Origin of the sequence: Carboxylicivirga linearis, from assembly GCF_018271995.1 — a bacterium.
Classification (GTDB): Bacteria; Bacteroidota; Bacteroidia; order Bacteroidales; family Marinilabiliaceae; genus Carboxylicivirga; species Carboxylicivirga linearis.
In genome coordinates, this window is sequence record NZ_JAGUCO010000009.1 from 65,561 (window position 1) to 91,982 (window position 26,422).

Sequence of the window (26,422 nt, forward strand, 5' to 3'; positions counted from 1 at the left end):
TTTAAAGAATCTATGAAAAGAATGAAACACTTATGTTTTTTATTAATTGCATTAACGATAATGATTAATTCTTGTCAGAATAAAACGGTAGAGGAGCAAAATCCTTTTTTTGTGGATTATGATACTGAATTTAAGGCACCTCCTTTTGATTTAATTAAAGAGTCGCATTATTTACCTGCCTTTAAAAAGGGGGTTGAAGAGCAGAATAAAGAAATAGAGGCTATTGTGAAAAATATGCAAGCTCCTGATTTTAAAAACACTATTGTTGCTTTTGATAAATCTGGTGAACTGCTAACAAAAGTAGGAAGCGTATTTTACAATATTAAAGAAACGGACAATAATGATGAGTTACAATCTATTGCCCGTGAGGTAGCTCCTTTAATGACTAAACATCGTGACAATATCTCAATGAATATGGAGTTGTTTAAACGTGTTAAGTCGGTTTATGATCAAAGAGAGACTTTGGATCTAAACCTCTCTCAAATAAGGGTGGTTGAAAAGTATTATAACGATTTTGTGAGAAATGGTGCTGAATTAAGTACTGAGGATCAGGAAAAGTTAAAGAAACTGAATGCGAAACTGGCTTTATTGCAATTAAAGTTTGGTGAAAACCAGCTGGCTGAAACAAACGAAAACTTTCAGTTGATAATTGACAAAGAGGAAGACTTGGCGGGCTTGCCTGAAGGAGTGATTGAAGCAGCTGCTTTAACAGCCAGGCAAAATGGTGAAGAAGGAAAATGGATGTTCACTCTTCAAAAACCAAGCTTAATTCCATTTTTGCAGTATGCTGATAATAGAGCACTAAGAGAAAAGATCTACCGTGGTTATTTTATGCGAGGTAATAACAACGATGAATTTGATAATAAAGAAATCGCTATTCAGATGGCGAGTATTCGAGCTGATAGGGCAAAACTGTTGGGGTATGATACTCATGCCGGGTATGTGATTGATGAGAATATGGCAAAGACTCCTGACAAAGTGTATGATTTTCTTAATCAGCTTTGGGTGCCGGCTTTAGATAAATCAAAAACTGAGTTAAAAGAAATGCAAGCCATAATTAATGCAGAAGGCGGCGATTTTGAGCTCAAAAGTTGGGATTGGTGGTATTATTCCGAAAAGTTAAGAAAAGCTAAATATGACCTTGATGAGGCGCAAATAATCCCATATTTCCAGTTGAGTAATGTTCGTGATGGAATGTTTTGGGTAGCTAATCAATTATATGGAGTTACTTTTTCTTCAACTGATAATGTGCCTTTATATAATGATGAAGTTGAGGTATTTGAGGTGAAAGAAGCGGATGGAGCACACTTAGGATTGTTGTATTTAGATTATCATCCGAGAAATAGTAAAGGACCGGGTGCCTGGTGTACTGGATTTCGTGAATCTATTACCTGTGATGGGGTGAAAACAGCCCCTTTGGTATCTATTGTTTGTAATTTTACGAAACCTACGGGTGATGCGCCGGCCTTATTAAATTTCGACGAAGTAAGTACTTTATTCCATGAATTCGGACATGCTTTGCATGGTTTGTTTACTACCGGCGAATATAAAAGAACAGCGGGAGTAGTGCCTCAGGATTATGTAGAGTTACCATCTCAGATAATGGAAAATTGGGCTGCCGAACCAGAAGTATTGAAGCATTTTGCCAAGCATTACAAAACAGGTGAGATAATTCCGGATGAGCTGATTCAGAAAATTCAAAGCAGTGGCCATTTTAACCAGGGATTTGCAACCGTTGAATATTTGGCAGCATCTATATTGGACATGGATTGGCATAGTTTATCTGCCGCACAGGAGGTGGATGATGCATTACTATTTGAAAAAGAGTCGATGGATCGAATTGGTTTGATCGATGAAATTATACCTCGATACAGAACAACATACTTTGGTCATATTTTCGATGGCGGATACGCAGCTGGTTACTATGTGTATATTTGGGCAGAAGTATTAGATGCTGATGCTTTTGATGCTTTTAAGCAATCAGGTGATATTTTTAATCCGGAATTGGCTGCTAAGTTCCGCAAACATTGTTTATCGGAATGTGGTGAAGATGAAGGAATGGTGCAGTATATGAAATTCAGAGGACAAGAACCAACTGTTGATGCTTTACTATCAAAACGAGGTTTAAACTAACCTAAGTTCAGAATTTTATATGGACTCAGGTTATTAGTCTAAAATAAAAAAAACGAAGCGAATTGATACTAAGAAGTCAATTCGCTTCGTTTTTTTTAGTAAAAGTTGTCAACCTAATAAATGAATGCATTGGGATAGTGTCGCATATCTTAGGAGGGTGACAACTTTTAGTTTGTAATCCAATCAATTATTTCCTGGTCGTATGGTTTGGTTTTTGGTGAAATAACCTTAGCAATGGTTCCGTCAGTATTAATCAGGTATTTTTGAAAATTCCATTTTACTTTACTGTCTTCAAATCCATTAAGTGTTTTGGTGGTTAGCCATTGGTATAAAGGATGTATATCATCACCTTTAACCGATATTTTTGACATCATAGGAAACGTTACACCATAGTTTTCGGTACAAAAAGTCTTAATCTCACTCTCGGTACCTGGTTCCTGGCTCAAAAAATTATTTGCCGGAAAACCGATGATCATAAAATCGTCGCCTCCATATTGTTCATATAGTTGTTGTAATTGTTCATATTGAGGAGTAAGTCCGCATTTGCTGGCAACATTCACAATCATTACTTTCTTTCCTTTCAATTCACTAAGATCGAATAATTTTCCATCAATGTCTTTAACGGTAAAGTCATAGAAAGATTTATCGGCCTGGGCACTATTGTAAACCGGTAAAGCTAAAATTAAAGTCAGCGTTAAAATAATTCTATACATAATCTTATTATAAGGTTTGTAATTCAGTATTATAACAAAATATTGCTAGAAAGGTTGTGTCTGTTCAAGGTCAAAACTACAGATCGCTGTTTCTCATAAAAGGTACAAACCTAACCGTTAACAGGTTCTTCTGTTTTATTTTCCCTCTTTCTTTCTTATATATCTTCAGGTGCTGAATGTCATGAGTAGGGCCTACGGGTATTATCAGTCGTCCTCCTTCCGCTAATTGGTCGAGCAAAGGTTGTGGAACTTGATCGGGTGCAGCAGTTACTATAATGGCGTTAAAGGGAGCGTGTTCGGGCCAGCCATTATAACCATCGCCTGCTTTGCAATAAATATTTGCATAACCTGCAGTTTTTAATTTTTGATGACTGATGGTAGCTAATTGATTGATTATTTCAATGGTGAAAACACTGTCAACTATCTGTGATAGTATGGCTGCCTGGTATCCGCTGCCCGTTCCAATTTCCAACACTTTATCATCAGGGGATAATTTCAGTTTTTCTGTCATGAAAGCTACAATATAGGGTTGAGAAATAGTTTGATTGTAGCCAATGGGTAAGGGGCAATCGTAATATGCTTTGGATTTATGTATTTGTGGTACAAAATAATGACGGGGAACAGTTAACATGGCGTCAATAACATTTTCATCAGTAATACCTCTGTTAATAATTTGTTCTTGTACCATTTTCTGCCTCATGCTATCTTCCTCTTGTTGCAAAGGGAATAAGTTTAATATGGTGATCAATAATAGAATCATAAAATAAAATCCGGGCATTATAACCCGGATTTGTTTATGTATTAAGATTTTATTGATTCAAAGTGATCTTTCACTTTTGCTATTAATTGTTTTTGAGTTAATTTATCTGAGTTCTCAGTTTGTATAAATTTATCCTGAAATTGATGATGTTTTTTTAACTCCTTTTCCAGTAAATTTTTTGTTTTTGACGGTCCGAAAATAAACAGGTCCGAAGCGTCTTCAATGTTATTAATTATTTCATCAAAGTAATGATGAAGCTGATGCTTCTTGCGATTAGTCAGCTTCTTACTCGGATTTACCTGCATAGCTCCTAATCGTGAATAGTTTTTACCCTCTCCGGGAAAACGGGTTCTGCTTTCGATGTCTGATTCAATGGTTTTAACGGTTTGGTTACCATTGTTAATATCCACCAAAATGGCTTTGGTAGAATTTAACCAAATTCCAATTTCTCGTTTCATAAAAATGAAAGTTTTTTAAGTAATTAATCTAGCGGGTTTTCCTGGGCGTTGTTGTAAGGTGCCGAAATATGACTTTGTACAATTACCCATTTTTTGTTTCTTTTTTCCATTACACCTGTGTGTCTGAAACCTTCCAGATTAAATGGTTCCCCTTTGGTTTCGAAGCAGGTGTCAAGTAATTGAGAATACCATGCTACATCACCCGATTGGCTTAATTTAACATGAGTGTCTTTTTCTGTTATAGTGTAGCCTTTTCTATCAATAATGGCCGATTCCATCCAGGTATAGAAACTGCTCCAGTTATGCCAGATTTCGTCCAGATCGGTTCCGATGTTGATCATATCATTGTCGTGAGCGAAAGAGGATGCAAAAGTGGTAAGATCACCTTCTTCCTGTGCCCGCAACATCATGCTTAAGGTATCTTTTATCTTAGCTACCTTTTCCGAATCTCTGATTGATACATCCAGTGTATTCATGGTGTCGGTTTTTAATAGGTTAGTAAATCTTTATTCTGCCTTTTCGTCTTCTGCAATCTTAACTGATGATTGAATAAGTTACTAAAAAGCCATAGGGCTGTCAAGTGAAAACAAGAGTTCTTCAGGTGCGTGTTTTTTTGTTTCTTTGTACAAATTTTTCAATTGGTATGCCAAGATATTTTATGGAGATGGCCTATAATGGTCAAAACTATCATGGGTGGCAAATTCAGCCCAATGCAATAAGTGTGCAGGAAGTAATTAATGATGCTTTAAAAAAAGCTATTCGTGAAGAGGTGAATGTGGTTGGCGCCGGAAGAACTGATACAGGGGTACATGCTTCCTATTTTGTGGCTCACTTCGATTGTGAACAAGCTATTGAGGATACTCAGTTTATTCTTCATCGATTAAATCGTATTTTACGAAATGATGTAGTTGTGTACTCCTTGTTTTTGGTTGATGATGAGGCTCATAGTCGTTTTGGTGCAGTTTCAAGAACCTATCATTATTATATTAAGCCTTTTAAAACTCCTTTTTTTAATGACATATCATATCGTCCTTCATTTCACATTGATGTTGGAAAAATGAATGAAGCTGCCTACACGTTATTTGAATACACCGATTTCACCAGTTTTAGTAAGTTGCATACAGATACCAAAACAAATAATTGTAAAATAATGCAGGCTCAATGGGTGGATAAAGATGATATGTTGGTGTTTGTAATTAAGGCTGATCGTTTTTTGCGTAACATGGTTCGGGCAGTTGTAGGCACTTTATTGGAAGTGGGAAGAGGTAAAATGACGATTGAGCAATTTAAAGAAGTGATTGAGGCAAAAAATCGTTCGCAGGCAGGAACATCAGTTCCGCCACAAGCACTTTTTTTAGTTGATGTTGAATATTCTAATGAATTATTTCAGCCTATTGAAAAGAAACCACCAGTACAGGTTGATTTATAAATCATTCCAGATTGACCATGATGCCTCTGCCTGAAGATGCAACATCTCCAAACCATTTTTAGTTGTAGCTCCGTTTTTTGCCCCCAACTGCATAAACTTGGTATTCTCTGGATTGTATGTCAGATCAAAAAGTAAATGCTTGTCCGATAAACAATCATAGTTAATGTCAGGGCACTTATCAATATTAGGATACATGCCCAGTGGAGTTGAGTTGGCTATGACAGTATATTCATTGAGAATGTCTTCTGATAATGAGGCGTAGTTGATTAAATTGTCAGAATCAGCTTTACGGCTTACATATTTAAATTCAAGACCAAGCATCTCTAATGCGTGTGCAACTGCTTTTGCTGCGCCACCTGTTCCTAAAACTAAGGCTTTTTTATGATGATCTTTTAATAAAGGCTGAATGGAATTCTTAAACCCAATCAAATCAGTATTGTATCCTTTGAGATAAGGTTTCTTATCCTTCCAGGTTATTTTAATTGAATTAACAGCCCCAACTTTTTCAGCGGTTATATCCAATTCATTCAGGTATTTTATCACCTTTTCTTTGTATGGAATAGTAACTGAAAGACCTGCAATGTAGGGGTGGTGATCAATTAAGCTGGGAAGTTCCTCAATAGTAGGAATTTCAAAATTCAAAAAGCGGGCGTTAATATTTTCGTCTTTGAATTTTTGAGTAAAGTATTTGTATGAAAATGATTGAGCAAGAGGATAACCTATTAAACCAAAAGTTTTCATGACTATGCGTTTTGATGTTTTTTATTGGCTGTTAATTCGGTGGCAACAATGCTAGCTATCCCTAAAATAATAAAAAACAAGGCCAAATAAAACCCGCCGTCTAAGTTTGGTAAATAATAATTGTAGTCAACCGTTTTAATTTTTTCGCCAAACTGTTTTGTAACGGCTTCTTTCCAAGGCCATAATATACCCAATGATCCGGCAATAAATCCCGATAATAATGCGATGGTTTGGTTATGATATTTTTTTAATAGCCAAGACAGGAAGTGAGAGAAAGCTACCAGTCCAACTCCGGCACCTATTGCTACAGGTAATAATACTTTAACATTTAACTCGCTAACAGCATTAATCATTACCAATTGGTAATTTCCCAAAAGAATGAGAACAAATGAGCCTGATAAACCAGGTAGTATCATACTACATATGGCTACCACACCACAAAATAGTAAATAGATAAATGAATTGTTTTCTGAAGCTGGCGTCAATACAGATATTGATACAGCCACTGCGGTTCCGATTATTAGGCTTACGATGGAAGAAGCATTCCATTTCTTTACTGTTTTACCCACAAAAAATACAGAAGCAATTACTAGTCCAAAGAAAAAAGCCCAAATATAAATGGGATGATTTTCGAACAAAAATTTAAAAAGTTTTGCCAGCGAAATAATGGCAATTCCAACACCCGCAAATAAAGAAACCAAGAAAGCTAAATCGATGTGATCAGCAAACTCTTTGAATTTACCAGTTAATAAGAGTTTAAGAGCTTTTACATCAAAAGATTTAATGGCATTAATTAATCGTTCAAATATTCCGGTAATTAAAGCAATAGTTCCACCTGAAACGCCAGGTATAACATTGGCAGCACCCATGGCTGCTCCTTTGATAGCAGTTTTTAAATAAAACGAAAAATTTTGCTTACTCATAAGTAGCTGTAAGTTGTATGTTAAGTGTTTGGAAGAATTGATTTGAATTCTGGAATTTTTTGAATTTCAGGAATTTCATCCAATAAATAAGATAATAGCGATGAGTCGGTATTCAATGCTTTTTTTAACTCAGAAAAAGCTGAGATGTTATCATTCAAATACTTGTAATTAATTATTACCGAAAGATAATGAATGGCTGCTACATCGGAGTATTGCTCTTGTAACTCTTTTAAAAACTCTTGTAGTACAAACGATTTATCCAGTCCCATCTTCAGTTTAAGTAATTCAATCCATCCGCTTAGTTCTTCCGGATCGATGTTTAAACCATTTTCAAGACTTCGAGTGGCATCATCAGCTTGGTCTAATTCAAATAATCCACGTGCATGAGCAAACCAATAGTCAGCATTCATTGGGTTTATCGAAATGGCTTGATCAATGGCCTGGAGACCGTTTTTAAAATCTTCCTTTTCCATCAAAGCTGTTCCAATTCCATACCATGCATCTCCACTTTCGGGGAGTTCTTTGGTTACCAGCTTGTAAAAACGAATAGCCATATCAAAATTGCCGAGTTGTTCCCAGCAATCAGCTATGTACTGATAGGTTAAAACAACATCGCGGCTTAAGCTAACATGATAAATATAAGCTTCTAGAGCTTCAGCAAAGCATCCTTTATGTGCCAGGCTATTTCCTTTGTTGAAATAGGCCTCGGTGTGGTATGGATTGATGGCAATGGTAAAGTCATATGCCTGACTGGCTTCAATAAAACGATCTTCTTTGTTATAAAGAATTCCAACATTATACCATGCATTTTCTGAGAAAGGATCTAATTCAAGAACTCTTTCATAAATGTTAATACTTCTTTGTCTTTCGCCTATTTTCTCCAGTGCAAAAGCAAATTCAAACAAAGCATTGGTATTATTGGGGTATTTATTAGAAAGTATTTCAAGAAACTTTACCGCCTCAATATATACTTCTGACTGGTTGAGGTTATAAGCTATTTCTAAAAGAATATCCTCTTCATCATCAAAAGCAAGGTCTACCGCCCGGTTAAAATATCTTACTGCCGAATGAATTTCATCCTTTTGCAACATAACCCATCCTAATGTGATAAATACTTCAGGATTGGTGTTTTCAATGGGGGCCACTTTTAGTAAAATACCAAGGGCATCATCCAGTTGATTTGAATCAGCCAAGAAGCCTGCTTTTTTTACAAGAAGAGAAGTGGATTGTGGATGTTGTCGCAATCCTATTTGTAGAATCTGTTCAGCCTGTTTTAATAGGCTTTTCTCCAGATAGAAATCAAAAATATTTTCAACTTGATGTACGTCAAAAAAGACTTCTTTGTCTTTGCTGATCATCCTCTCAAATCGTTTAACAGCCTCTACTACATCATCATGGTTGGCGTGCAAGAAATCCTGCATATACTTCATCGTTATTTATGCAACAAAAATATCAAATTAATCAATACTTCCAATCGCATTACAAGCAATTATATCAACACTTTATTAACGATTTATAAGGTGGTAAATGGGTGTAAAAAACAAAAGCCTCTGAAAGAGGCTAATGCATTAGGGTATTTAAACATTAAGGAGTTGACTAAAAAAAAGAGGCTGTCCTAGGGTTCGGTATCAGCCTCTTGCCTGAAGAGAAATTGCACCTTTATCGCCAAAACACTAGAATTGTGCACTTTAATCTTACAAGCTGTGCCTGGTTTAAATGATTAAAACAGAATAAAATCGCCATTTTAAACTGTTCAGTTAGTGTTAAGAAATCGCCATTTTCTTTTGTGGGGTCACTCTTCATTTTACCTTGGCAAAAAAAATAGGGTTATGAAGACTTAAGTCTTCGGTTCGGTCAAAGCTTAGTTGTGTACTATTTGCATTTTTCCGTTGTTTGCCTTTGCAAATCAGGAATTAATTCTTCAATTGCTGTGCCAGTGTTTGTAATATTAACTTAATTAGGCTTTTATGTGAGAAAATTGAATTGTTTGGCTTTAAAAATTTGTTCGGTTTTGATACAGGGGGTTGTACGAAAACGTGCACTGATATTTGCACACTTTATGACTAAAGGGCGCTAATTAACAAAGATAAACATTGCTAAACCTTATTTTGGCCAATGTGAATTAGTAATCAAATTTACTCACTGGCGGATGACTGATTTTAGTTCTTACATTGAGCCTAGAAGAAGCAGAAGAATACCTGTTAGGATACCTGCCAGATAAATAGCTTTTCGCTTGATGTTTTTTTCTTTGAATAGTAAAGCTCCGAAAACAAAAGCAATTATTACACTACCCCGACGTAAGGCTGAAATAACTGAAATTAAGGCTTCTGGATTGCTCAGTGCATAAAAGTATGCAAAGTCGGCAATAACCAGCATAATGCCAACCATTGGAATGCTCCATCGAAATGTAAAAGAACCGTGTTTTTTTCGTTGGGGGTACCAAATAAGGTAAACAATAGGAACCATTAACATTGCTTGATAAACAGAAAACCAACTTTGTACAGCCATTCTGTCTAAATTGGTCATCAAGTATTTATCGTATAATCCGCTGGCTGCTCCAGTTAATGTTGCCAAAATAATAAACCAGAACCAACGGTTGTTTTTTAATGAAATTCCTTCGAGTTTACCGATAGTTGAGAAAAGGTAGAAAAAAAGCAATGTTATTATCAATCCTAACCATTGTGTAATATTTAGTTGCTCACCAAAAATTAAAATGGCTCCAATTAATGTCCATAATGGACCTGTAGCTCGGATTGGACTAACAACGGTAATAGGTAGATGTTTGAGGGCAAAAAATGAAAAGATCCATGAGGTAAGAACTAATACTGCTTTGGCAAAAATAAATAAATGTGTTTGTAAATCGGCTCTGGGTATAAAAAGCAAGTCTCCTTCAATTAGGTAACCATTTCGCGATAAAATAAATATGGGTAGAAATAACAGGGCTGAAGACAGGGTGCTGACAAGTAATACCGGAAAAACAGCATTGTTATTTACAGATACCTTCTTTAAAACATCGTAAATACCTAAAAAAAGAGCTGACACTAGAGCGTATAAAAACCACATGAAGTAAAAATTTTCGCAAAACTAATGCTTTTCAAAAGAGTGCAAAAGGTTCTACACTTTTCTTTAAGCCTTAATAGTATGCTAAGATGTATTGATTTTGCAAACCTTCTATGTTTTATTTATATTGGTATAAAACACCTTATTATGGATTATGTACTAATTAAAAATGGCCAGGTAGTAGGTGATGATGAGGTGGTGGAGGCTGATTTACTAATAGGCAGTAATAAAATTGTTGCAATTGGAAATGGTTTGGAAAGACCTGAACCTGAGACTCCGGTAATTGATGCCGGAGGTAAATTTTTATTGCCCGGAGCTATTGATACAAGCATTGCTTTTGGTGAGTTATGCACAGTCGAAAGTGACATTCAAAAGAGGTTTAATCAAGCCGAAATAATGGGAGGTACAACAGCTTTGATCGAAACGATGATGCCTGGCTATTCGTTGGACGCAACCAGTGAATTAATAAACAGAAGAAATAAAAAGTTTTTTGTCGTTCCTGATTATAGCTTTCATTTGGCCTTGCAAGGATGGGAGGGAATTACTGCTAAGGATATTGATTATTGTTACTCTCATGAAGGTATAACTTCTTTTTTTCTTCGATGGCCTGTATTAGACTCTTTTAATCAGTCTAAGCTGGATGAAATTCTTCAGGTGATTGCTTATTTTGATTTGGTTGTGGTACTGGAAATGCAGCAGCCCGAAATAATGGAACATCGTTTTTCAAATTGGGATGAGGAATACAAAGAATCTATTGATGAACATCTGCGACAGTTCAGATATATTATTAAAAAGATCGTAAAGTTTGGTTGTCGGTTAAGTTTGTTAGGTGTTAGTTTTCAGGAACAAATGGAAGTGATAGAAGAGTATCGGGAGTCAGGATTGATTTCGGCTGAAATTGTGTTTCCATTTAATATTGGTGGTCAGGATAGATATGAAATTAATGAAGATTCTATTTTTTCAGGTTTTTCACTGAGTAACCGATTATCACTTATTAAAACAAATTATTTTTGGGAGCTTTTACAAGATCCTCATTTCTTTATTGCACGTCCATTAATAAACCTATCCGGGGAGGGTATTGTAAAAACAAGTCAGGTTAATAATCGACCAGATGAGTTTTTTTTATTAAAGAATTTTCTTTCTGTAATATATACAGCTGGAGTTGTAGAAGGAAAGATCAGTATTTCGGAATTTGCCTCAATAGTTTCCGGCAGGCAGGCAAAAATATTTGGGCTTTATCCAAAAAAAGGCACTTTAAAAGTGGGTAGTGATGCTGATATTGTTGTTTGGGATCCTGATTTTGAGCGGAACTTATATTGTAATTTCCCGGTTGGTATGGAATCAGAAAGTAAGAGTGTGAAATTGCGTGGGCGTCCTGACTTTGTTTTTGTAAGAGGAAATATGGTTTACGATGGAGAGAACTTTACCAAAGAAGGTTGCTGTGGACATTTTGTGTATCGTAGTCCTGTTTAATTCTCCTAAAACCCAATCCATCAAACAGAGGGCTGACTGATTACTTAAAATAATTATATTTGCCTTGCAAAACTCAATCTATGACTCCAGTCGAAAAAGGCAGTAAGTATATATCGCATAATGCGCGCAAAGGAAAATCAAACGATTCATTATTCGATCTTAAACGAATATTATTTCTTCTTCGGAAAAATTGGTATTTGTTTGTGATTTCATTTCCGTTGTGTGTTGGATCTGTTTATATATATCATCGTTATACCGTGCCTGTTTATCAGGCTCGTGCCACAATGTTGTTAAAAAGTGGAGATCAACAGTCAATTAGTCGTTCAGAACTAATTGAAGGCTTTGGGTTATCCCCTGAAGTGAGAAATGTTGAGAATCAAATGTTTGTTATTCGTTCGAAGAAACTGGTTAAGAAAGCAATTGATCGATTGAATTTTGGGGTAACTTATGTGGTTGAAGGTGTATTTAAAGATACTGAACTATACTATAGTAAGCCATTTATTGTTGAGTTTGATTCCTTGCACCCACAACTCCTGAATGTACCTATCAATGTAAATTATATTTCAGATGATGAAGTGAGTGTAGAAGTGCAGACTGAAGGTGGTGCTTTATTTATTTTTGATGGAGATAAAAGAGCCGGATCAACAGGTCCAATTGATTTACACGAGAATTTAAAGATGGGAGAATGGTTGACGAGAGATCAATTTTCATTTCGTATTATACCAAGTTCAAATGTTTTTAAGGATGATGCGACGTATCATTTTGTTTTTAAGTCGCACGACCAACTGGCAAATCAATATCGTTCCAGGTTGGGAGTTAGTTCATACAGAGAGGGATCGAGTATTATTTTTGTAACGGCAACTGGAACGAATCATGAAAAATTAACAGTTTTTCTGGATGCTTTATGCGAGGTGATATTGGAGCATAATTTAGAGCAGAAAAACAACATGGCTACGCGCTCTTTGGCGTTTATAAATTCTCAGTTGGATAATATTGCAGATACCTTGGATAAGGTTCAGAATAGTTTGTTAGACTATCGTCGTGATAACCGCTTTATGGGGCCGTCTGAGTTTTCGCAAAAATTAGCTGAACAATATTTTGATGCAGAGAAAGAGGTGAAGATGCTGGAAATGCAGGAGTCGTATTACGAGTATCTTCAAAATAATTTGGATGATACAGCAGATATTGAAGAGTATATGTTACCGGCTGTTAATGACGAAAATACCAGTTTTATTAATCAATTGGTTCTTCAGTTAATTTCTTACGAAGAAGAAAAGGAGATGCTGTATAGTGCGGCTGAGAAGAATAATCAATATGTACGAGCTCTGGAGAGTAAAATCGATGTCACTAAAGAAAATCTGGTAAAGGGTATTAATCAGGTTCTACGAAGTTTGGATCTTGAAAAGCAAAAATATCAAAGAAAAATAAATGACATTGTGGTTGATATGGACCAGTTACCTGCATTGGAAAAGACTTACTTGAAAATTGACAGGTCGTATAAGTTGAATGATGCCATTTATACTTTTTTGCTGCAAAAACAATCTGAAACTCAAATTGCCAAAGCCAGTAATGTTCCGGATAATGAGATAATTGATAATGCAAGTATTTCGGCAGTGGTCTCTCCAACTAAAAGAAGTAATTATCAAAAGGGTATTTTGTTAGCTTTGATTTTACCGGCGGCATTTATTGCGCTTAAAGAGTTTTTAAATACAAAAATCAGGAATAAAGATGATGTGCATTTTGTAGCTCCGAATTTGTCAATAGTGGGTACTGTAGTGCATAATAAAGCTGGAGTAAACAATGTTATTCACGAGCATCCGCATTCCATAATAAGTGAATCGTTCAGGGCATTACGAACGAAGTTAAAGTATATGAATTCAGATAGGGATGTACAGGTAATTACTTTAACAAGTACTAATACAGGTGAAGGTAAAACCTTTTGCGCTGAGAATCTGGCTTCGGTGTTTGCTATATCGGGTAAGAAAACGATTTTACTGGGTTTTGACTTGCGAAAGCCTCGCTTAACTGCTTTATTTAAATTGATAGATAAGCCCGGTTTGTCAAATTATCTTATTGATGAAGCAAATATTGATGACATCATTTATCAAACTGAATATTCTAATTTGTCGGTTGTGCCAGCAGGACCAATTCCTCCAAATCCCAGTGAATTGCTTTCGGGATCAGGTCCCAAAGAGTTGTTTGATTATTTGCGAAAGCATTTTGATGTGATAATTGTGGATTCACCCCCTATAGGCTTGGTGGCTGATGCAAGGATGTTAATTCAGGAATCGGATTATAATTTGTTTGTTGTGCGTGCCAATTATACTTTACGAGAGCATATGGCGCTAACAATTGAAAATCTGATGGATGAAGATGTTTCTAAGATTGGAATTTTAATGAATGATATTTCTCTGGCTGAAAAAGGCTATGGATATTATTCAGCCGAATATTATAGCGAACACTACAGTTCGTAAAAATTATTTGTGCTTAAAGAATTGCGATAATTTGCTGAAATTCTTAATCAGTAAGGATGAAAAGCCTCCAATATTGTTGCGTTTTAAAGCAAGGTAGTCTTCTTTTGATTTTTGAATGATGTTTGACAAAGATTGATTGCTGGCACCGCCCATTCGCATGTTTACAATAAGTTTGTTTAAAAAGTAGCTTTGTGTTTCTGAATTAGAAAACAAGCGAAGGATAAAATCATAGTCTGCAGCAATTTTATAACGAGTATCAAAGCCATTGAGCTTAAGAAATAAATCTCTTTTTAAATATAGCGTTGGGTGAGGAGGCATCCAACCATTTTTTAATAGCTTAGTTTTAAATGGCTGGCTCTTCCAATGGCGAACTGTTTTGTTGATATTGTTTTCCTGCACGTAATTTAGGTTGCCATATAGTGCATTTATTGTATTGTTGGTAGCAATCACTTCCAGCATTTCTTCAACGATACTATTGCTGGCTAAAGCATCATCGGCATGCAAAAAACCAACCCAATCTCCGTTGGCCAACTTTAGACCTTTGTTCATTGCATCATAAATTCCATTGTCGGGTTCGCTAATCCAATGGCTGATTGTATCGGTGTTATTCTTAATCAGCTCAACGGTTTCATCCGTTGAATTTCCATCAACAACTATGTACTCAATATTTTTTAAAGCGGTTTGTTCTTTAATGCTATTAATAGTGGATGCAAGTGTGTGTGCGCTATTATAAGTAACGGTAATGATACTGATTTGCATGGTGGCAATCGTCTGTTAAGAAAAATAATAAAGTTGAATGTCTTTTTTTAATGCTTCTTTAGCCTGCTTAATGTAAAAGTCTGATTCTTTACTGAAGCGCTCGATTATTTTTTGAGATAGTTCCATTGAAGGGCCTTCTGCTTTTACTTCTCCTGCACAGGTGTTAATCAGTTTTATTACTTCGTCACGTGATTTTAGTATTAAATCCCATGTTTTTACAGGAAGGTAGATTTGCATGGCCAGGTTATGCTCAAATTCAGAACGAATGCTTTTTAATAAAGAAGAGTGTAACTGCAAGTTTGATAAACCTTGCTTTTGTTCACGTAATATAAGAGTATCAGGGTTGATTCGCTCCAATAAAATAGTAAGCCGTTCATATGCCTGTATTCTTAATGGAAGCATTTCTTTTTGCATCGACAGGGATAGCTCTATCTGTTTGGTTTTTAGGTTTTGTTTTAAAAACCAGTTTATAAGGATTAGAATAGGAACTCCAATCATTAAATAGGGTATTGCCTGATAGAGGATTGTTTGCCAGTCAATCATTATAATTTATTTAAGTTATGTATGTTAATTGTTTTCAGTCAAATCCATTCTGATGATTCAATAACTTTTGATTTGCAAACGCTTTTAAATCTCAGCTTATAATTTACTGCAATTGTCTGATAAAAAACAACAATTAATAATAAATTGAACCTTGCGGACTTGCTTTTTTTACTTAGTTTTGTATTAAATTCGCTGCAAGATAGAAAATGTTTTCGTATTGCAGGAAACTATAATTATTGTAAAATTTACAGGAAACTGAGTCAATTTAAACGCAATCGATTTATGGAGGCTTTACAAATTTCGGACAGGATTAATCGTTTATCAGAGTCGCAAACTATTCTGATGAATCAAAAAAGCAAAGAGTTACAGGATAAAGGAGTAGATGTTGTAAATCTAACTCTTGGAGAACCTGATTTTACAACTCCCGATCATATAAAGGATGCCGCCATAGATGCAGTAAATAATAATTTTACAAAATATCCACCCGTACCTGGTTATCCGGCTTTGAAAAAAGTTATTTGTGAGAAACTGAAAAAAGACAATGGTTTGGATTACGATCCGGCCCAGATTGTAGTATCAAATGGAGCTAAACACAGTTTGGCTAATGTTCTTCAGTGTCTTGTAAATAATGGAGATGAGGTGATTGTGCCGGCACCGTATTGGGTGAGTTATATCGACTTAATTAAATTGTCAGAAGGAACCCCGGTTATTATTGAATCAAGTGTTGATACTGATTTTAAAATTACACCGGAACAATTAGATAAAGCTATCACCCCAAAAACCAGGGCGGTGATGTTTAATTCACCTTCCAACCCATCAGGAAGTGTTTATACCAAAGCAGAAGTTTTTGCCTTGGCGGAAGTGTTGAAGAAGTATCCTGAAGTGTTGATTATTTCAGATGAGATTTATGAGAAAATCAACTATATGGGTGAGCATGCAGGTTTTGCTGAGGTTGATTATTTGAAAGATAGAACGATTTTAATCAATGGCGTATCAAAAGCATATGCAATGACAGGTTGGAGAATCGGTTACATTGCTGCTCCGCTTCCTATCGCTAAAGCTACATCTAAATTACAAGGACAGTTCACTTCAGGTGTTTGTGCTATTGCTCAAAAAGCTGCAGAAGCTGCTATTGGCGATAGTCAGGATTGTGTGGAAGATATGCGTCAGGCCTTCTTGAAGCGTCGTGATATGGTGTTGGATCTGGTTAAGGATATACCTGGATTTAAGGTATCAGTGCCAGATGGAGCATTCTATATTTTCCCTGACTTAAGCTATTATTTTGGTAAGAGTGTAAACGGAAAGGTGATGAATGGATCTATGGATTTATGTTTGTACCTTTTGGAAGATGCTCATGTAGCATCGGTGCCGGGAGTAGCCTTTGGTGACGATAGATGTATTCGTTTTTCTTACGCTGCCAGCGAAGAGCAATTACGCACAGCGTTTGACAGAGTTAAAAATGCATTGGCAGAACTACAATAGTTCTGCCTTTCAATATTCCTTAAAAAATTGTTTCTTTGGGTTGCATTAGTAACCGCTTGTAACAATTATGGATAAATCTTCACACAACACCGTAAATAAAGAGGGTAATATTGTTGATTTTAACAATGTTTACATCCGTCAGCAGGAACATTTAATACTGCAGGATGTAAATTTTCATATCAAACCGGGTGAGTTTGTGTATTTGATTGGTAAGGTGGGGAGTGGAAAATCCAGTTTACTTAAAACAATGTACAACGAGCTGCCTTTGCAGGAAGGGTATGGATTTGTTGCCGGATATCCACTCAAGTCTCTTAAGAAAAGTAAAGTACCTTTTCTTCGTCGTAAGATGGGAATTGTTTTTCAGGATTTTCAGCTTTTATCCGATCGCACTGTGTATAATAATCTTTTGTTTGTATTGAAGGCTACTGGCTGGAAAAACAAAAAAGAGATTGATAAGCGAATAAGAGAGGTGCTTTCGCACGTTGATATGGTTCATAAGGGCTATAAAATGCCTCATCAGTTATCGGGTGGAGAGCAGCAAAGAATAGGAATTGCCCGGGCGCTTTTGAATGAACCGGATTTAATTTTGGCAGATGAGCCTACCGGAAATCTCGATCCGGAAACTTCAGATGAATTAATGTTATTGTTGAAAAAAATCTGTGAAGGAGGGAGAACGGTAGTTATGGCAACACATAATTATAATCTTCTAAAGAAATTTCCGGGACGAACTATTCGCTGTGAGGATACCCGACTTACCGAAAGTAAACAAGAAGAAATTGACTTTGACTTATTGGATTAGTAAGCTGTTCATTTCTTGATGATAAAAAACTAAAGTGATTGTGTATAGGCTCAATCACTTTTTTTATCTTTAAGCGGTTATGAGGTTTTACAGACTAATTGCCTTATTTCTGCGTTATAGTAATTAATCGATCATAATTTTCTTAAGCCTAAGGCGCATGATTAGAAATATCTTCTTTCTACTATTTATAGGAATGCTTCAGGTAAGCTTCGCTCAAAAATCGTTAAAATATCAATCGGTTGAAGAGGCTTATGAGAAGGGCATTGAATTATACAAACATCAGAAGTATGGATTAGCACGTTTGCAATTTAACGAATATGTTGAGGCTAATCAAAATAACATGTCGGCCAGAGTAGCCGAAGCAGCTTACTTGCAAAGGGTATGTTCACAAAAACTGGATAATGGAGATATGCAATATCTCTGGGAAGAGTTTATAAAAGAGTATTCCTATAGCAACCGACTACCTTATGCTAATATGCATATGGGTGATTATTATAAAGATAAGAATAAGTTTCGCCAGGCATCGCGGTGGTATGAAAAGGTTGATGCAAATGGTTTGGATAAGAAAACCCGTGTGGACTATAATTTTTCAGCCGGTTATGCTTTGTTTAAACAACAAAAGTATGAGGAAGCTTTAGTTTACTTTAATAAGATAAAAGGCCAGAATAATAAGTATTACACTTCGGTGCAGTATTATTATAGCCATATTCAGTACGAGAAAGGAAACTACCAAACGGCATTAGATGGATTTAAGAAACTGGAAAATGATAAGGGTTTCAAAAAGGTGGTTCCTTTTTATATAGCTCAGATATATTATTTGCAGGATGATTTTGATAGCGCCATTGATTATGCATTGCCAATGGTGAATGAAGGTAATAAGGAACGACAGGCTGATATGAATCGTATTATTGCGGATTCGTACTACGGTAAAAAAGAGTATTCTAAAGCTATTCCGTATTATATTAAAGCGAATGATTTAGCATCACAACCACGAAGAGAAGATTTTTATCATTTAGGCTTTTGCCAATATTATAACAAGGATTATGAAAAGGCTACAGAAGCATTGTCACAGGTTACATCGGCTGAAGATATTATGTCGCAAAACGCCTATTATCATTTAGGAGACTGTTATCTTAAGCTTGAGGATAAGAAACGTGCCCGTGTAGCTTTTGAAGCTGCTTCAAAATATGAGTTTGACAAAGAAATTCAGGAAGATGCCCTCTTTAATTATATCAAGCTTAATTACGAACTTTCGTTTTCGCCATTTAATGAAATCATCAATTCGTTTTTGACTTATATTGAGTTGTTTCCCGAGAGTGATAAAGTGGATCAAGCCTATCAATATTTGGGACAGGCTTTTTTGACTACAAAAAACTATAGCGAAGCCTTGAAGTCGATGGAAAAGATTCAGCGTAAAAACGATGATGTGTATCGTGCCTTGCAGCGTGTGGCTTATTTCAGAGGATTGGAGTTGTTTACTGATTTGAACTTTACTGAGGCCATTGAATTTTTCGATTATAGCCTTAAGTATGGCGAATACAATAAAAAGCTTAAAGTTGGAGCCTATTATTGGAGAGGAGAAGCCTACTACAGAACCAATAACTTTGCTAAAGCAATTAAGGATTATCGCGAGTTTATTTACATGCCGGGTTCCTATCAAACCAACGAATTTCCGATAGCTCATTACAATATCGCCTATTCCTATTTCAAACAGAAAGAATACAATGAGGCGAATACATGGTTTAGAAAATATATAAATATTACCAACGGTAAAAATCGTGTGATGTATGGCGATGCTTTAAATCGCTCTGGTGATTGCTACTATGTGGATCGTAATTTTTTACAGGCTATTGCAATGTATACAAAGGCATCAAAAGTTCCGGAAGGATCGCCTGATTATTCTCTTTTTCAAAAGGGTTTTTGCCTGGGACTAGCAAAAGATAATCAACAGAAAATAGCGGTATTAAAAGATTTAACTAATCGTTATCCTCAATCACCTTTTGTTGATGATGCATTGTATGAAATGGGGCGTTCGTATGTGGCTATGGGTAACCTAAATGAGGCTATTTACAATTATAAAACCATCAAAGAAAAGTACCCGAAAGGTAGTTTGGCTAAAAAGGCTATGCTTCAGTTAGGGTTGGTTTATTATAATGACAATGATCTGGATAACTCCATGGCTTTTTATAAGCGTGTTGTAAATGAATATCCTGGTACGCCGGAAGCAGAAGATGCATTACTCGGTATCCGGAATATATACATGGATCAGAATAACCTGGATGGATATGTGAGATATACAGAAAATTTAGGCGGTTTTGCCCGTATAGATATTCGAGAGCAGGATTCATTAACCTTTGTTACTGCTGAGCGCTTTTATATGAAGAATGAATGTGAACCTGCAATTAAGCATTTTCAGAGTTATCTGACTACTTTCCCTGAAGGTAAATTTGTGTTGAATGCTCATTTTTACAAGGCCGATTGTCAATATAGGAGTGGAGATTTAAGTGATGCCTTAAGTTCATATGAGTATGTTGCCAGTAAAGGACGTAGTTTGTTTACAGAAGAGTCGTTGTTGCGAATGGGTGAATTAAATTACCAACAAAAAGCCTATCGAAAAGCCTACAATGCCTTTGTGCGTCTAGAACAGGAAGCTGAGATTGGTGAAAATCGTATTGAAGCCAAAATTGGTATGATGCGTTCGTTGGTAAAACTCGATCAACCGGAAGAATGTATCAAAGCAGCGCAAAAAGTTTTGGATGGATCAAAAATAGCGGATGAAATAAAGAGGGAAGCAACTTATTATATGGCCAAAAGTTACGACCAGTTAAATAATAAGGAACAGGCTTTTAAGAGTTATTCAAAATTGGCTGGTAACACAAAAAGTAGCGAAGGGGCAGAAGCAAAGTATTGGGTAGCTCAATATTATTACAATCAGGGAGAGAAAGACCGCTCGGAGAAAGAAATATTTGATTATATAGATAAGGGTACTCCACATCAATATTGGTTGGCACGAAGCTTTATCTTATTAGCTGAAATCTATCACGACCGGAATGAAGATTTTCAGGCAATACAGTATTTACAGAGTATTAAAGAGAATTACCAGGGAGATGATGACATTCATTCAAGGGCAGATAAATATTTAAATGCGTGGCAGCCTAAAGCTGAAGCTGAGAATGTTGCCGATACAATATCTGTTGTTGAATAGATTCTGAAAACGAATAAAATGAAATTGATGCAAACAAAATATATCAAGTTACTTTTAGTTAGTCTGGTTGTTATTTCTGCTAATTTAAAGGCGCAGGAAGAAATTAATAAAGATGTAAAGGTGGTTCGTGAGTATACACCAACGGTTTCAGATGCTTTTAAGGTAAATCAAATGCCTGAAGTGAATGACTCTGTAACTCTTCGCCCTAGTTTCAATTATCGTATTATCAGTACTTCTGTAAATACCGACTATCAACCTACAATGATTACTCCGGCTAAGATTCAAACAAAGCATCACGAGTATTTAATGAAATCGTACATTAAAGGGGGTATAGGGAATTACAACACAATTTTAGGCGAATTGGGTTACAATATTCTTGAATCAGAGCCTTTTCTTTTAGGCTTGAATATCGGACATACATCCTCGTTTGGTAATCTTAAGTTGGAAGACGGTGAAACGGTTGATGCACCTATGAACGATACCTATGCAAATCTGGGTTTCAAGCATTTTTTCGATGATAAAACCTTTAGTGTTGATTTGAATTTTCAGCACAATATATATAGGTATTATGGATATCAGACATTAGACAATGAAACTGATTATTTTTTACCAGGCTCCATTGATGCTATTTCGGGAAGTGAGTTGATGCAGGATGAAAGACAGCGCTTGTCTGCTTTTGATTTGCTTTTGGGTTTTCAGAATAATGAGGCGGATGATAGGAAAACTGCGTATCATGCCAATTTTGGTTTTTCAACATTTGGCAATGTAACCGGAGTAAATCAAAATGGTTTTAAACTGTCAGGTGGAATAAAACACCCAATAAATGATTTGCGATTTGCATTGAATGCTAATATTGAAAGTTATAAAACAAGTGTTCCGGATTCGATAGGTCCTATGTTTGGTTTTGCAGAAAGAAACTTAACTTACATTGAGGCTAATCCATCAATTAACTTTGTTTTCGACAATCTTGATTTGAAAGTAGGAATGATTATCGGAGGTTCAATAGACTCTGAGGGAGATCAGTTTTTTGTTGCACCAGATATTTTGGCCCGATTAACCGTAGTGGAAGGTATTGTGGCAATGTACGGAGGATTAAATGGTAATATGGATGTAAACGATTATCGTTCTACTATATACGAAAATCCTTTTGTCTCGCCAGATGCCAATGTTAAATCATCTATTTATGGATTGAATTTAATTGCCGGTATTGAAGGTAACTTTAGTTCTTCTACTTCTTTTTCTGTAGGTCTGGAGTATGGCTTTTTTAATGATGAACATTTTTTCGTGAATCAATATTATGCAGATCAACCCGAAATAAGCAGTCTGCCATTTAATTATCATTACTCTAATTTGTTTATGCCAGTGTATGATGATGGTAATCTGTTAAAGGTTAAAGGTGAATTATTATTCCGACCTAAGAAACAGATTGAATTGTTGCTTCATGGTGCTTATTATGGCTGGAATTTGGATACTCAAGAAGCTGCGTGGCATAAGCCGGAGGTTGAATTGGGACTGAAAGGTTCGTGGGACTTTAATGAATATATTTCGGTGAATGGTAGCATTGGATATCTGGGGGAGCGAAAAGCCTATGATTTTTATGCGGATGGTTTTCAGAAATCACTAAAGGGTGTTTTTGATATGAATCTGGGAGGTGAATACCGCTTTAGTCGTCAATGGACATTTTGGGCAAATATGAATAATATTGCTGCTTCAAAATATTATAAATGGAATGGTTATCCATCGCAACGTTTTAATGTTCAGGCCGGAATTATTTATTCCTTTTAATTCCTAAAACTTTTGATGTTAAGGGGTTGTGTAAAGCCTTGTATTTTGGGTGTTTATAGGGTGTAAAAAAAGCTGATTTTTACAGGCTGAAAATGCTGATTTTTGCTATATTTGTAAGTCTTTCTTTATGGAGGATATTTCAACCGGGTAATCCGGTTTTTTTACGCTTTTCAAAAGTATTTTAAGATGAGTGAAGAAGTTAATGAAAATGTAAATAAGCAGGGCGATTATAGTGCCAATAGTATTACGGTTCTTGAAGGGTTAGAAGCGGTACGAAAGCGACCTGCGATGTATATCGGTGATGTAGGTGAAAAAGGGCTGCACCATTTGGTTTATGAGGTGGTAGATAACTCTATTGATGAAGCTCTTGCCGGACATTGCGATGAAATTACAGTTGAAATATTAGAAGACAACTCTATTGCTGTAACAGATAACGGTAGAGGTATTCCGGTTGATTATCACGAAAAAGAGGGTAAGTCGGCTCTGGAAGTTGTGATGACTGTGTTACACGCCGGTGGTAAATTCGATAAAGACTCTTATAAAGTATCGGGTGGTTTGCACGGTGTAGGTGTATCCTGTGTGAATGCATTGTCAACCATGTTGAAGGCAGAAGTGCATAGAGATGGTAAAATGTATACTCAGGAGTATTCAATTGGTAAGCCAGTTACTGAAATTACCGAGATTGGAACAACCGATAAAACGGGTACAAAGGTAACTTTTAAGCCAGATGACTCAATTTTTAATACCACCGAATACAAATATTCAATTTTAGCCAATCGTTTGCGCGAGTTAGCCTTTTTGAATAGCGGTATTAAAATTAATTTAATTGATCATCGTGAGGTAGATGAAGAAGGCAATAATAAGGTTGAATTATTCTTTTCAGAAAGAGGATTAGAAGAGTTTGTGGAGTTCATTGATGAAACCCGCGAAAAACTAATCGACCAGCCAATTCATATCACTACTGAAAAGAATGATATTCCGGTAGAGATTGCTATATTATACAATACTTCGTTTAGCGAAAACATTTATTCGTACGTTAACAACATTAATACCATCGAAGGAGGAACGCACTTAACTGGTTTCCGTCGTGGTTTAACACGTACTTTAAAAACTTTTGCTGACAAATCAGGAATGTTGAGTAAGCTGAAGTTTGATATTAATGGTGATGACTTCCGCGAAGGTTTAACAGCTGTTGTTTCAGTAAAAGTTGCTGAGCCTCAGTTTGAAGGTCAGACTAAAACCAAATTAGGTAACGGTGAGGTAAGCTTGTCGGTTGATCAGGCCGTAAGTAGTATGTTAACTAATTACCTGGAAGAGAATCCTAAAGCAGCTAAAGATATTGTTAGCAAGGTTATTTTGGCAGCTCAGGCTCGTCATGCAGCGCGTAAGGCACGTGAGTTAGTGCAACGTAAGAGTGTGTTGAGTGGTGGTGGACTACCAGGTAAATTGGCTGACTGCTCTGATAAAGATCCTGTTAACTGTGAGGTTTTTCTTGTCGAGGGAGATTCGGCGGGTGGTACTGCCAAACAAGGACGTGATCGTAAATTTCAGGCCATATTACCTTTACGAGGTAAAATCTTAAACGTAGAAAAAGCGCTTCAACACAAGGTTTTTGAAAGTGAAGAAATCAAAAATATATTCACAGCTTTAGGGGTGACAGTTGGTACCGAGGAAGATAGTAAAGCGCTTAATGTTGAGAAATTACGTTATCACAAGATAGTCATCATGTGTGATGCCGACGTGGATGGTAGTCATATCGCTACCCTTATTATGACATTTTTCTTCCGTTATATGAGAGACCTTATTAAAAATGGCTACTTATATATTGCAACTCCTCCGTTGTACCTTTGTAAAAAAGGTAAGAACGAAGCTTATTGCTGGAATGAAAAGCAACGTATGGAATTTGTTGAACAATATGGCGGAGGAAAAGAAGATAGCGTTCACATTCAACGATACAAAGGTTTGGGAGAGATGAATGCTGAGCAATTGTGGGAAACAACGATGAATCCAGAAATGCGTACCCTTCGTCAGGTAACTATCGAAAGTAGTGCTGAGGCAGACAGAGTATTCTCAATGTTGATGGGGGATGAAGTTCCACCACGTAAACAGTTTATTGAAGAAAACGCTACTTACGCTAATATTGATGCGTAAGGCTTAAGATAATTAATTCATATAAAAAGAGGTTGTCAAGTTATTGACAACCTCTTTTTTGTGTAAAAAGAAAACACCCCATCAAGGCTGATGAGGTGTTAAAAAGGTTAGTTTTGGAGTTTTAATAAGTCTGTTTGATTATAGTTGGGGAAGACTTATTAATAGGGGATCTTTAATATTAAAATGTAAAGGCAATTTCAAATTCAAATTGCTTCATTGATAATTCTATATTTTGTGCCGGATCTAAAGGATTGGGGCCGGTGACTGAATTATTAAAAGCATGAACAAAAGCAAAATCTATGCTTTTACCGTTTGAGCCAATGTTTTGGGTAAATCCAAGGGTTAAATGATTTTCAATAACAGCTGGAGCAAAAATGTTAAATAAAACTTCACTTTCTTTGACCGGTTGTTTGCCGTGTGCAAAACCGGCTCTCAGTTGTAATGATTCAGAAGCAGTAAACTCCGATCCCAGTTTAAAAATAGTCATATCATCCCATCCGAATCCGGGACCCTCATCCGAACCTAGTAAATGTCCTTCTTCAAATAATTTGCTCAAAGGATTGGCTACCGATTTAACCTTGCTGTAATAGATTTGCTGTACATCAAAAAGAACCCGCAATTTGTCCGAGAAGGCATAGTTTAGCCCAGCTGTCCAGTTAGCTGGAATATCAAATGATCCTCCTTCAGCAAATAGTCCTGCATATTCTGTAAATTCGCTTGCATTTACTCTGGATTGATAGCTGGCACCAATAGTAAGCCCTTCCATTATTTCGCCCATATAACCCAATTTAAATCCCAGACCAAAATTAGAGTCGTTATCGTTGTTCGTTAGTTTATCTGGGTTGGAAGATAGTCCCAGCATTCCAAACAATGATAATCCTTCGGCTTTAAACTGCTGATAGGCTAGTATAGCTGAAGCACCAATGGAATGTTTTTCGCCAAGCTTTAACGAATAGGTTGGATTAGCAAATACTTGCAAAATATTGATGCCTGTGTTGTCAACGGATTCGTCGTAGAATGTTTGTGCCGGGTAGTTGGTGTTAAGTCCGCTACCATAAAATGAAATACCAAAAGCACTTTTTTCGTTAATAGCCCAGTTAGCCCCAAACGAAGGAATAAATAGGATTTTTGTGTCGCTTATCACTTCTCCCGTTGCCAGTGGCATAGTACCATCAACACCGCTGGGAGTTCCGGTTACGTTATAGCGTCGATCAGGTAAAAAAAAGTCCAGAGCCAGGCTGTATTGAGTTCCTAAAAATGAATTACCGGCAGGGTTTCCTCCTATAATAGAGTTTTGGTAGTAAGCTACGCCAGTGCCACCCATTCCTTTGCTTCGCGTACCGAATCCAAGCATGAAATAACCATCGGTAGCATTAACTATAAACGGACATATAAATAACAGAGATAATAACAATAAGCTGAATTTTTTCATAATGATAAGTTTGGTTACAAATAAAATTGTGCAAATAATAAGTATTTACAGTAATTATCCACTGTTTACATTAATGGCTAAAAAAGGTTACAAAAGAATGGA

General features: G+C 36.2%; 20 protein-coding genes. 9 read left to right on the forward strand and 11 right to left on the reverse strand.

Annotation, left to right across the window (positions count from 1 at the left end; all coding sequences use genetic code 11):
• Positions 1–21 precede the first annotated feature (21 nt).
• Complete coding sequence (locus KEM10_RS13275; RefSeq protein WP_212216502.1) at positions 22–2,133, forward strand: M3 family metallopeptidase; 2,112 nt, start codon at positions 22–24, stop codon at positions 2,131–2,133.
• A 167-nt stretch (positions 2,134–2,300) separates the two neighbouring features.
• Here the strand turns inward: KEM10_RS13275 and KEM10_RS13280 are convergent, their stop codons facing one another.
• The 4 genes from KEM10_RS13280 to KEM10_RS13295 all read right to left on the reverse strand — a co-directional run bounded on the left by KEM10_RS13280 (position 2,301) and on the right by KEM10_RS13295 (position 4,540).
• Positions 2,301–2,846, reverse strand: a complete 546-nt coding sequence (locus KEM10_RS13280; protein WP_212216503.1) for a glutathione peroxidase — start codon at positions 2,844–2,846, stop codon at positions 2,301–2,303.
• 76 nt (positions 2,847–2,922) lie between these two features.
• The gene (locus KEM10_RS13285; RefSeq protein ID WP_244825829.1) at positions 2,923–3,624 is read right to left on the reverse strand and encodes a protein-L-isoaspartate(D-aspartate) O-methyltransferase; all 702 of its coding nucleotides are present in this window, start codon (positions 3,622–3,624) and stop codon (positions 2,923–2,925) included.
• A gap of 23 nt (positions 3,625–3,647) precedes the next feature.
• On the reverse strand, positions 3,648–4,064 hold the full coding sequence (locus tag KEM10_RS13290) for a hypothetical protein (RefSeq protein ID WP_212216504.1): 417 nt from the start codon (positions 4,062–4,064) through the stop codon (positions 3,648–3,650).
• Between the two features lie 23 nt (positions 4,065–4,087).
• On the reverse strand, positions 4,088–4,540 hold the full coding sequence (locus KEM10_RS13295) for a nuclear transport factor 2 family protein (protein WP_212216505.1): 453 nt from the start codon (positions 4,538–4,540) through the stop codon (positions 4,088–4,090).
• 167 nt (positions 4,541–4,707) lie between these two features.
• Here KEM10_RS13295 and truA point away from each other — a divergent pair, with 167 nt between their 5' ends.
• On the forward strand, positions 4,708–5,493 hold the full coding sequence (truA, locus tag KEM10_RS13300; RefSeq protein ID WP_244825831.1) for a tRNA pseudouridine(38-40) synthase TruA: 786 nt from the start codon (positions 4,708–4,710) through the stop codon (positions 5,491–5,493).
• Here the strand turns inward: truA and KEM10_RS13305 are convergent.
• The 4 genes from KEM10_RS13305 to KEM10_RS13320 form a co-directional block, all read right to left on the reverse strand.
• Positions 5,488–6,234, reverse strand: a complete 747-nt coding sequence (locus KEM10_RS13305) for a shikimate dehydrogenase family protein (protein ID WP_212216506.1) — start codon at positions 6,232–6,234, stop codon at positions 5,488–5,490. The genes truA and KEM10_RS13305 overlap by 6 nt on opposite strands.
• A 2-nt stretch (positions 6,235–6,236) precedes the next feature.
• The gene (locus KEM10_RS13310; protein ID WP_212216507.1) at positions 6,237–7,157 is read right to left on the reverse strand and encodes a DUF368 domain-containing protein; all 921 of its coding nucleotides are present in this window, start codon (positions 7,155–7,157) and stop codon (positions 6,237–6,239) included.
• A gap of 20 nt (positions 7,158–7,177) precedes the next feature.
• Positions 7,178–8,587: a tetratricopeptide repeat protein gene (locus tag KEM10_RS13315; RefSeq protein ID WP_212216508.1), complete on the reverse strand. Its 1,410-nt coding sequence runs from the start codon at positions 8,585–8,587 to the stop codon at positions 7,178–7,180.
• A 736-nt stretch (positions 8,588–9,323) separates the two neighbouring features.
• A complete protein-coding gene (locus KEM10_RS13320; RefSeq protein WP_212216509.1) occupies positions 9,324–10,220 on the reverse strand; it encodes an EamA family transporter in 897 nt (298 codons plus the stop codon).
• Between the two features lie 144 nt (positions 10,221–10,364).
• Between KEM10_RS13320 and KEM10_RS13325 the strand changes: the two genes are divergently transcribed.
• Together KEM10_RS13325 and KEM10_RS13330 are read left to right on the forward strand one after the other, a co-directional pair.
• Entirely contained in the window at positions 10,365–11,690 is a 1,326-nt protein-coding gene (locus tag KEM10_RS13325) for an amidohydrolase family protein (protein WP_212216510.1), read from the forward strand.
• 80 nt (positions 11,691–11,770) lie between these two features.
• Positions 11,771–14,164, forward strand: a complete 2,394-nt coding sequence (locus KEM10_RS13330; protein ID WP_212216511.1) for a GumC family protein — start codon at positions 11,771–11,773, stop codon at positions 14,162–14,164.
• A 3-nt stretch (positions 14,165–14,167) separates the two neighbouring features.
• Here the strand turns inward: KEM10_RS13330 and KEM10_RS13335 are convergent, their stop codons facing one another.
• Positions 14,168–14,923 (reverse strand): glycosyltransferase family 2 protein, encoded by a 756-nt coding sequence (locus KEM10_RS13335; RefSeq protein ID WP_212216512.1) that lies wholly within the window; start codon positions 14,921–14,923, stop codon positions 14,168–14,170.
• Positions 14,924–14,938: 15 nt separating this feature from the next.
• Entirely contained in the window at positions 14,939–15,466 is a 528-nt protein-coding gene (locus KEM10_RS13340; RefSeq protein WP_212216513.1) for a DUF7935 family protein, read from the reverse strand.
• A gap of 282 nt (positions 15,467–15,748) precedes the next feature.
• Between KEM10_RS13340 and KEM10_RS13345 the strand changes: the two genes are divergently transcribed.
• From KEM10_RS13345 to gyrB, 5 genes are all read left to right on the forward strand, one after another.
• A complete protein-coding gene (locus tag KEM10_RS13345) occupies positions 15,749–16,948 on the forward strand; it encodes a pyridoxal phosphate-dependent aminotransferase (RefSeq protein ID WP_244825833.1) in 1,200 nt (399 codons plus the stop codon).
• A gap of 67 nt (positions 16,949–17,015) precedes the next feature.
• Positions 17,016–17,747, forward strand: coding sequence for a cell division ATP-binding protein FtsE (locus KEM10_RS13350; protein WP_212216514.1), 732 nt, complete (start codon positions 17,016–17,018; stop codon positions 17,745–17,747).
• 157 nt (positions 17,748–17,904) lie between these two features.
• Complete coding sequence (locus KEM10_RS13355) at positions 17,905–20,952, forward strand: tetratricopeptide repeat protein (protein WP_212216515.1); 3,048 nt, start codon at positions 17,905–17,907, stop codon at positions 20,950–20,952.
• A 27-nt stretch (positions 20,953–20,979) separates the two neighbouring features.
• Positions 20,980–22,737, forward strand: a complete 1,758-nt coding sequence (locus KEM10_RS13360; RefSeq protein ID WP_212216516.1) for a porin family protein — start codon at positions 20,980–20,982, stop codon at positions 22,735–22,737.
• 186 nt (positions 22,738–22,923) lie between these two features.
• Positions 22,924–24,888 (forward strand): DNA topoisomerase (ATP-hydrolyzing) subunit B, encoded by a 1,965-nt coding sequence (gene gyrB / locus KEM10_RS13365; protein WP_212216517.1) that lies wholly within the window; start codon positions 22,924–22,926, stop codon positions 24,886–24,888.
• 178 nt (positions 24,889–25,066) lie between these two features.
• Here the strand turns inward: gyrB and KEM10_RS13370 are convergent, their stop codons facing one another.
• The gene (locus KEM10_RS13370) at positions 25,067–26,320 is read right to left on the reverse strand and encodes an OmpP1/FadL family transporter (protein WP_212216518.1); all 1,254 of its coding nucleotides are present in this window, start codon (positions 26,318–26,320) and stop codon (positions 25,067–25,069) included.
• Between the last annotated feature and the right edge of the window lie 102 nt (positions 26,321–26,422).

Bases quoted from the DNA above. Each gene is read 5' to 3' on its own strand.
- KEM10_RS13275 (WP_212216502.1), top strand. From the start codon at position 22: ATGAAACACTTATGTTTTTTATTAATTGCATTAACGATAATGATTAAT.
- KEM10_RS13280 (WP_212216503.1), bottom strand. From the start codon at position 2,846: ATGTATAGAATTATTTTAACGCTGACTTTAATTTTAGCTTTACCGGTT.
- KEM10_RS13285 (WP_244825829.1), bottom strand. From the start codon at position 3,624: ATGCCCGGATTTTATTTTATGATTCTATTATTGATCACCATATTAAAC.
- KEM10_RS13290 (WP_212216504.1), bottom strand. From the start codon at position 4,064: ATGAAACGAGAAATTGGAATTTGGTTAAATTCTACCAAAGCCATTTTG.
- KEM10_RS13295 (WP_212216505.1), bottom strand. From the start codon at position 4,540: ATGAATACACTGGATGTATCAATCAGAGATTCGGAAAAGGTAGCTAAG.
- truA (WP_244825831.1), top strand. From the start codon at position 4,708: ATGCCAAGATATTTTATGGAGATGGCCTATAATGGTCAAAACTATCAT.
- KEM10_RS13305 (WP_212216506.1), bottom strand. From the start codon at position 6,234: ATGAAAACTTTTGGTTTAATAGGTTATCCTCTTGCTCAATCATTTTCA.
- KEM10_RS13310 (WP_212216507.1), bottom strand. From the start codon at position 7,157: ATGAGTAAGCAAAATTTTTCGTTTTATTTAAAAACTGCTATCAAAGGA.
- KEM10_RS13315 (WP_212216508.1), bottom strand. From the start codon at position 8,587: ATGAAGTATATGCAGGATTTCTTGCACGCCAACCATGATGATGTAGTA.
- KEM10_RS13320 (WP_212216509.1), bottom strand. From the start codon at position 10,220: ATGTGGTTTTTATACGCTCTAGTGTCAGCTCTTTTTTTAGGTATTTAC.
- KEM10_RS13325 (WP_212216510.1), top strand. From the start codon at position 10,365: ATGGATTATGTACTAATTAAAAATGGCCAGGTAGTAGGTGATGATGAG.
- KEM10_RS13330 (WP_212216511.1), top strand. From the start codon at position 11,771: ATGACTCCAGTCGAAAAAGGCAGTAAGTATATATCGCATAATGCGCGC.
- KEM10_RS13335 (WP_212216512.1), bottom strand. From the start codon at position 14,923: ATGCAAATCAGTATCATTACCGTTACTTATAATAGCGCACACACACTT.
- KEM10_RS13340 (WP_212216513.1), bottom strand. From the start codon at position 15,466: ATGATTGACTGGCAAACAATCCTCTATCAGGCAATACCCTATTTAATG.
- KEM10_RS13345 (WP_244825833.1), top strand. From the start codon at position 15,749: ATGGAGGCTTTACAAATTTCGGACAGGATTAATCGTTTATCAGAGTCG.
- KEM10_RS13350 (WP_212216514.1), top strand. From the start codon at position 17,016: ATGGATAAATCTTCACACAACACCGTAAATAAAGAGGGTAATATTGTT.
- KEM10_RS13355 (WP_212216515.1), top strand. From the start codon at position 17,905: ATGATTAGAAATATCTTCTTTCTACTATTTATAGGAATGCTTCAGGTA.
- KEM10_RS13360 (WP_212216516.1), top strand. From the start codon at position 20,980: ATGCAAACAAAATATATCAAGTTACTTTTAGTTAGTCTGGTTGTTATT.
- gyrB (WP_212216517.1), top strand. From the start codon at position 22,924: ATGAGTGAAGAAGTTAATGAAAATGTAAATAAGCAGGGCGATTATAGT.
- KEM10_RS13370 (WP_212216518.1), bottom strand. From the start codon at position 26,320: ATGAAAAAATTCAGCTTATTGTTATTATCTCTGTTATTTATATGTCCG.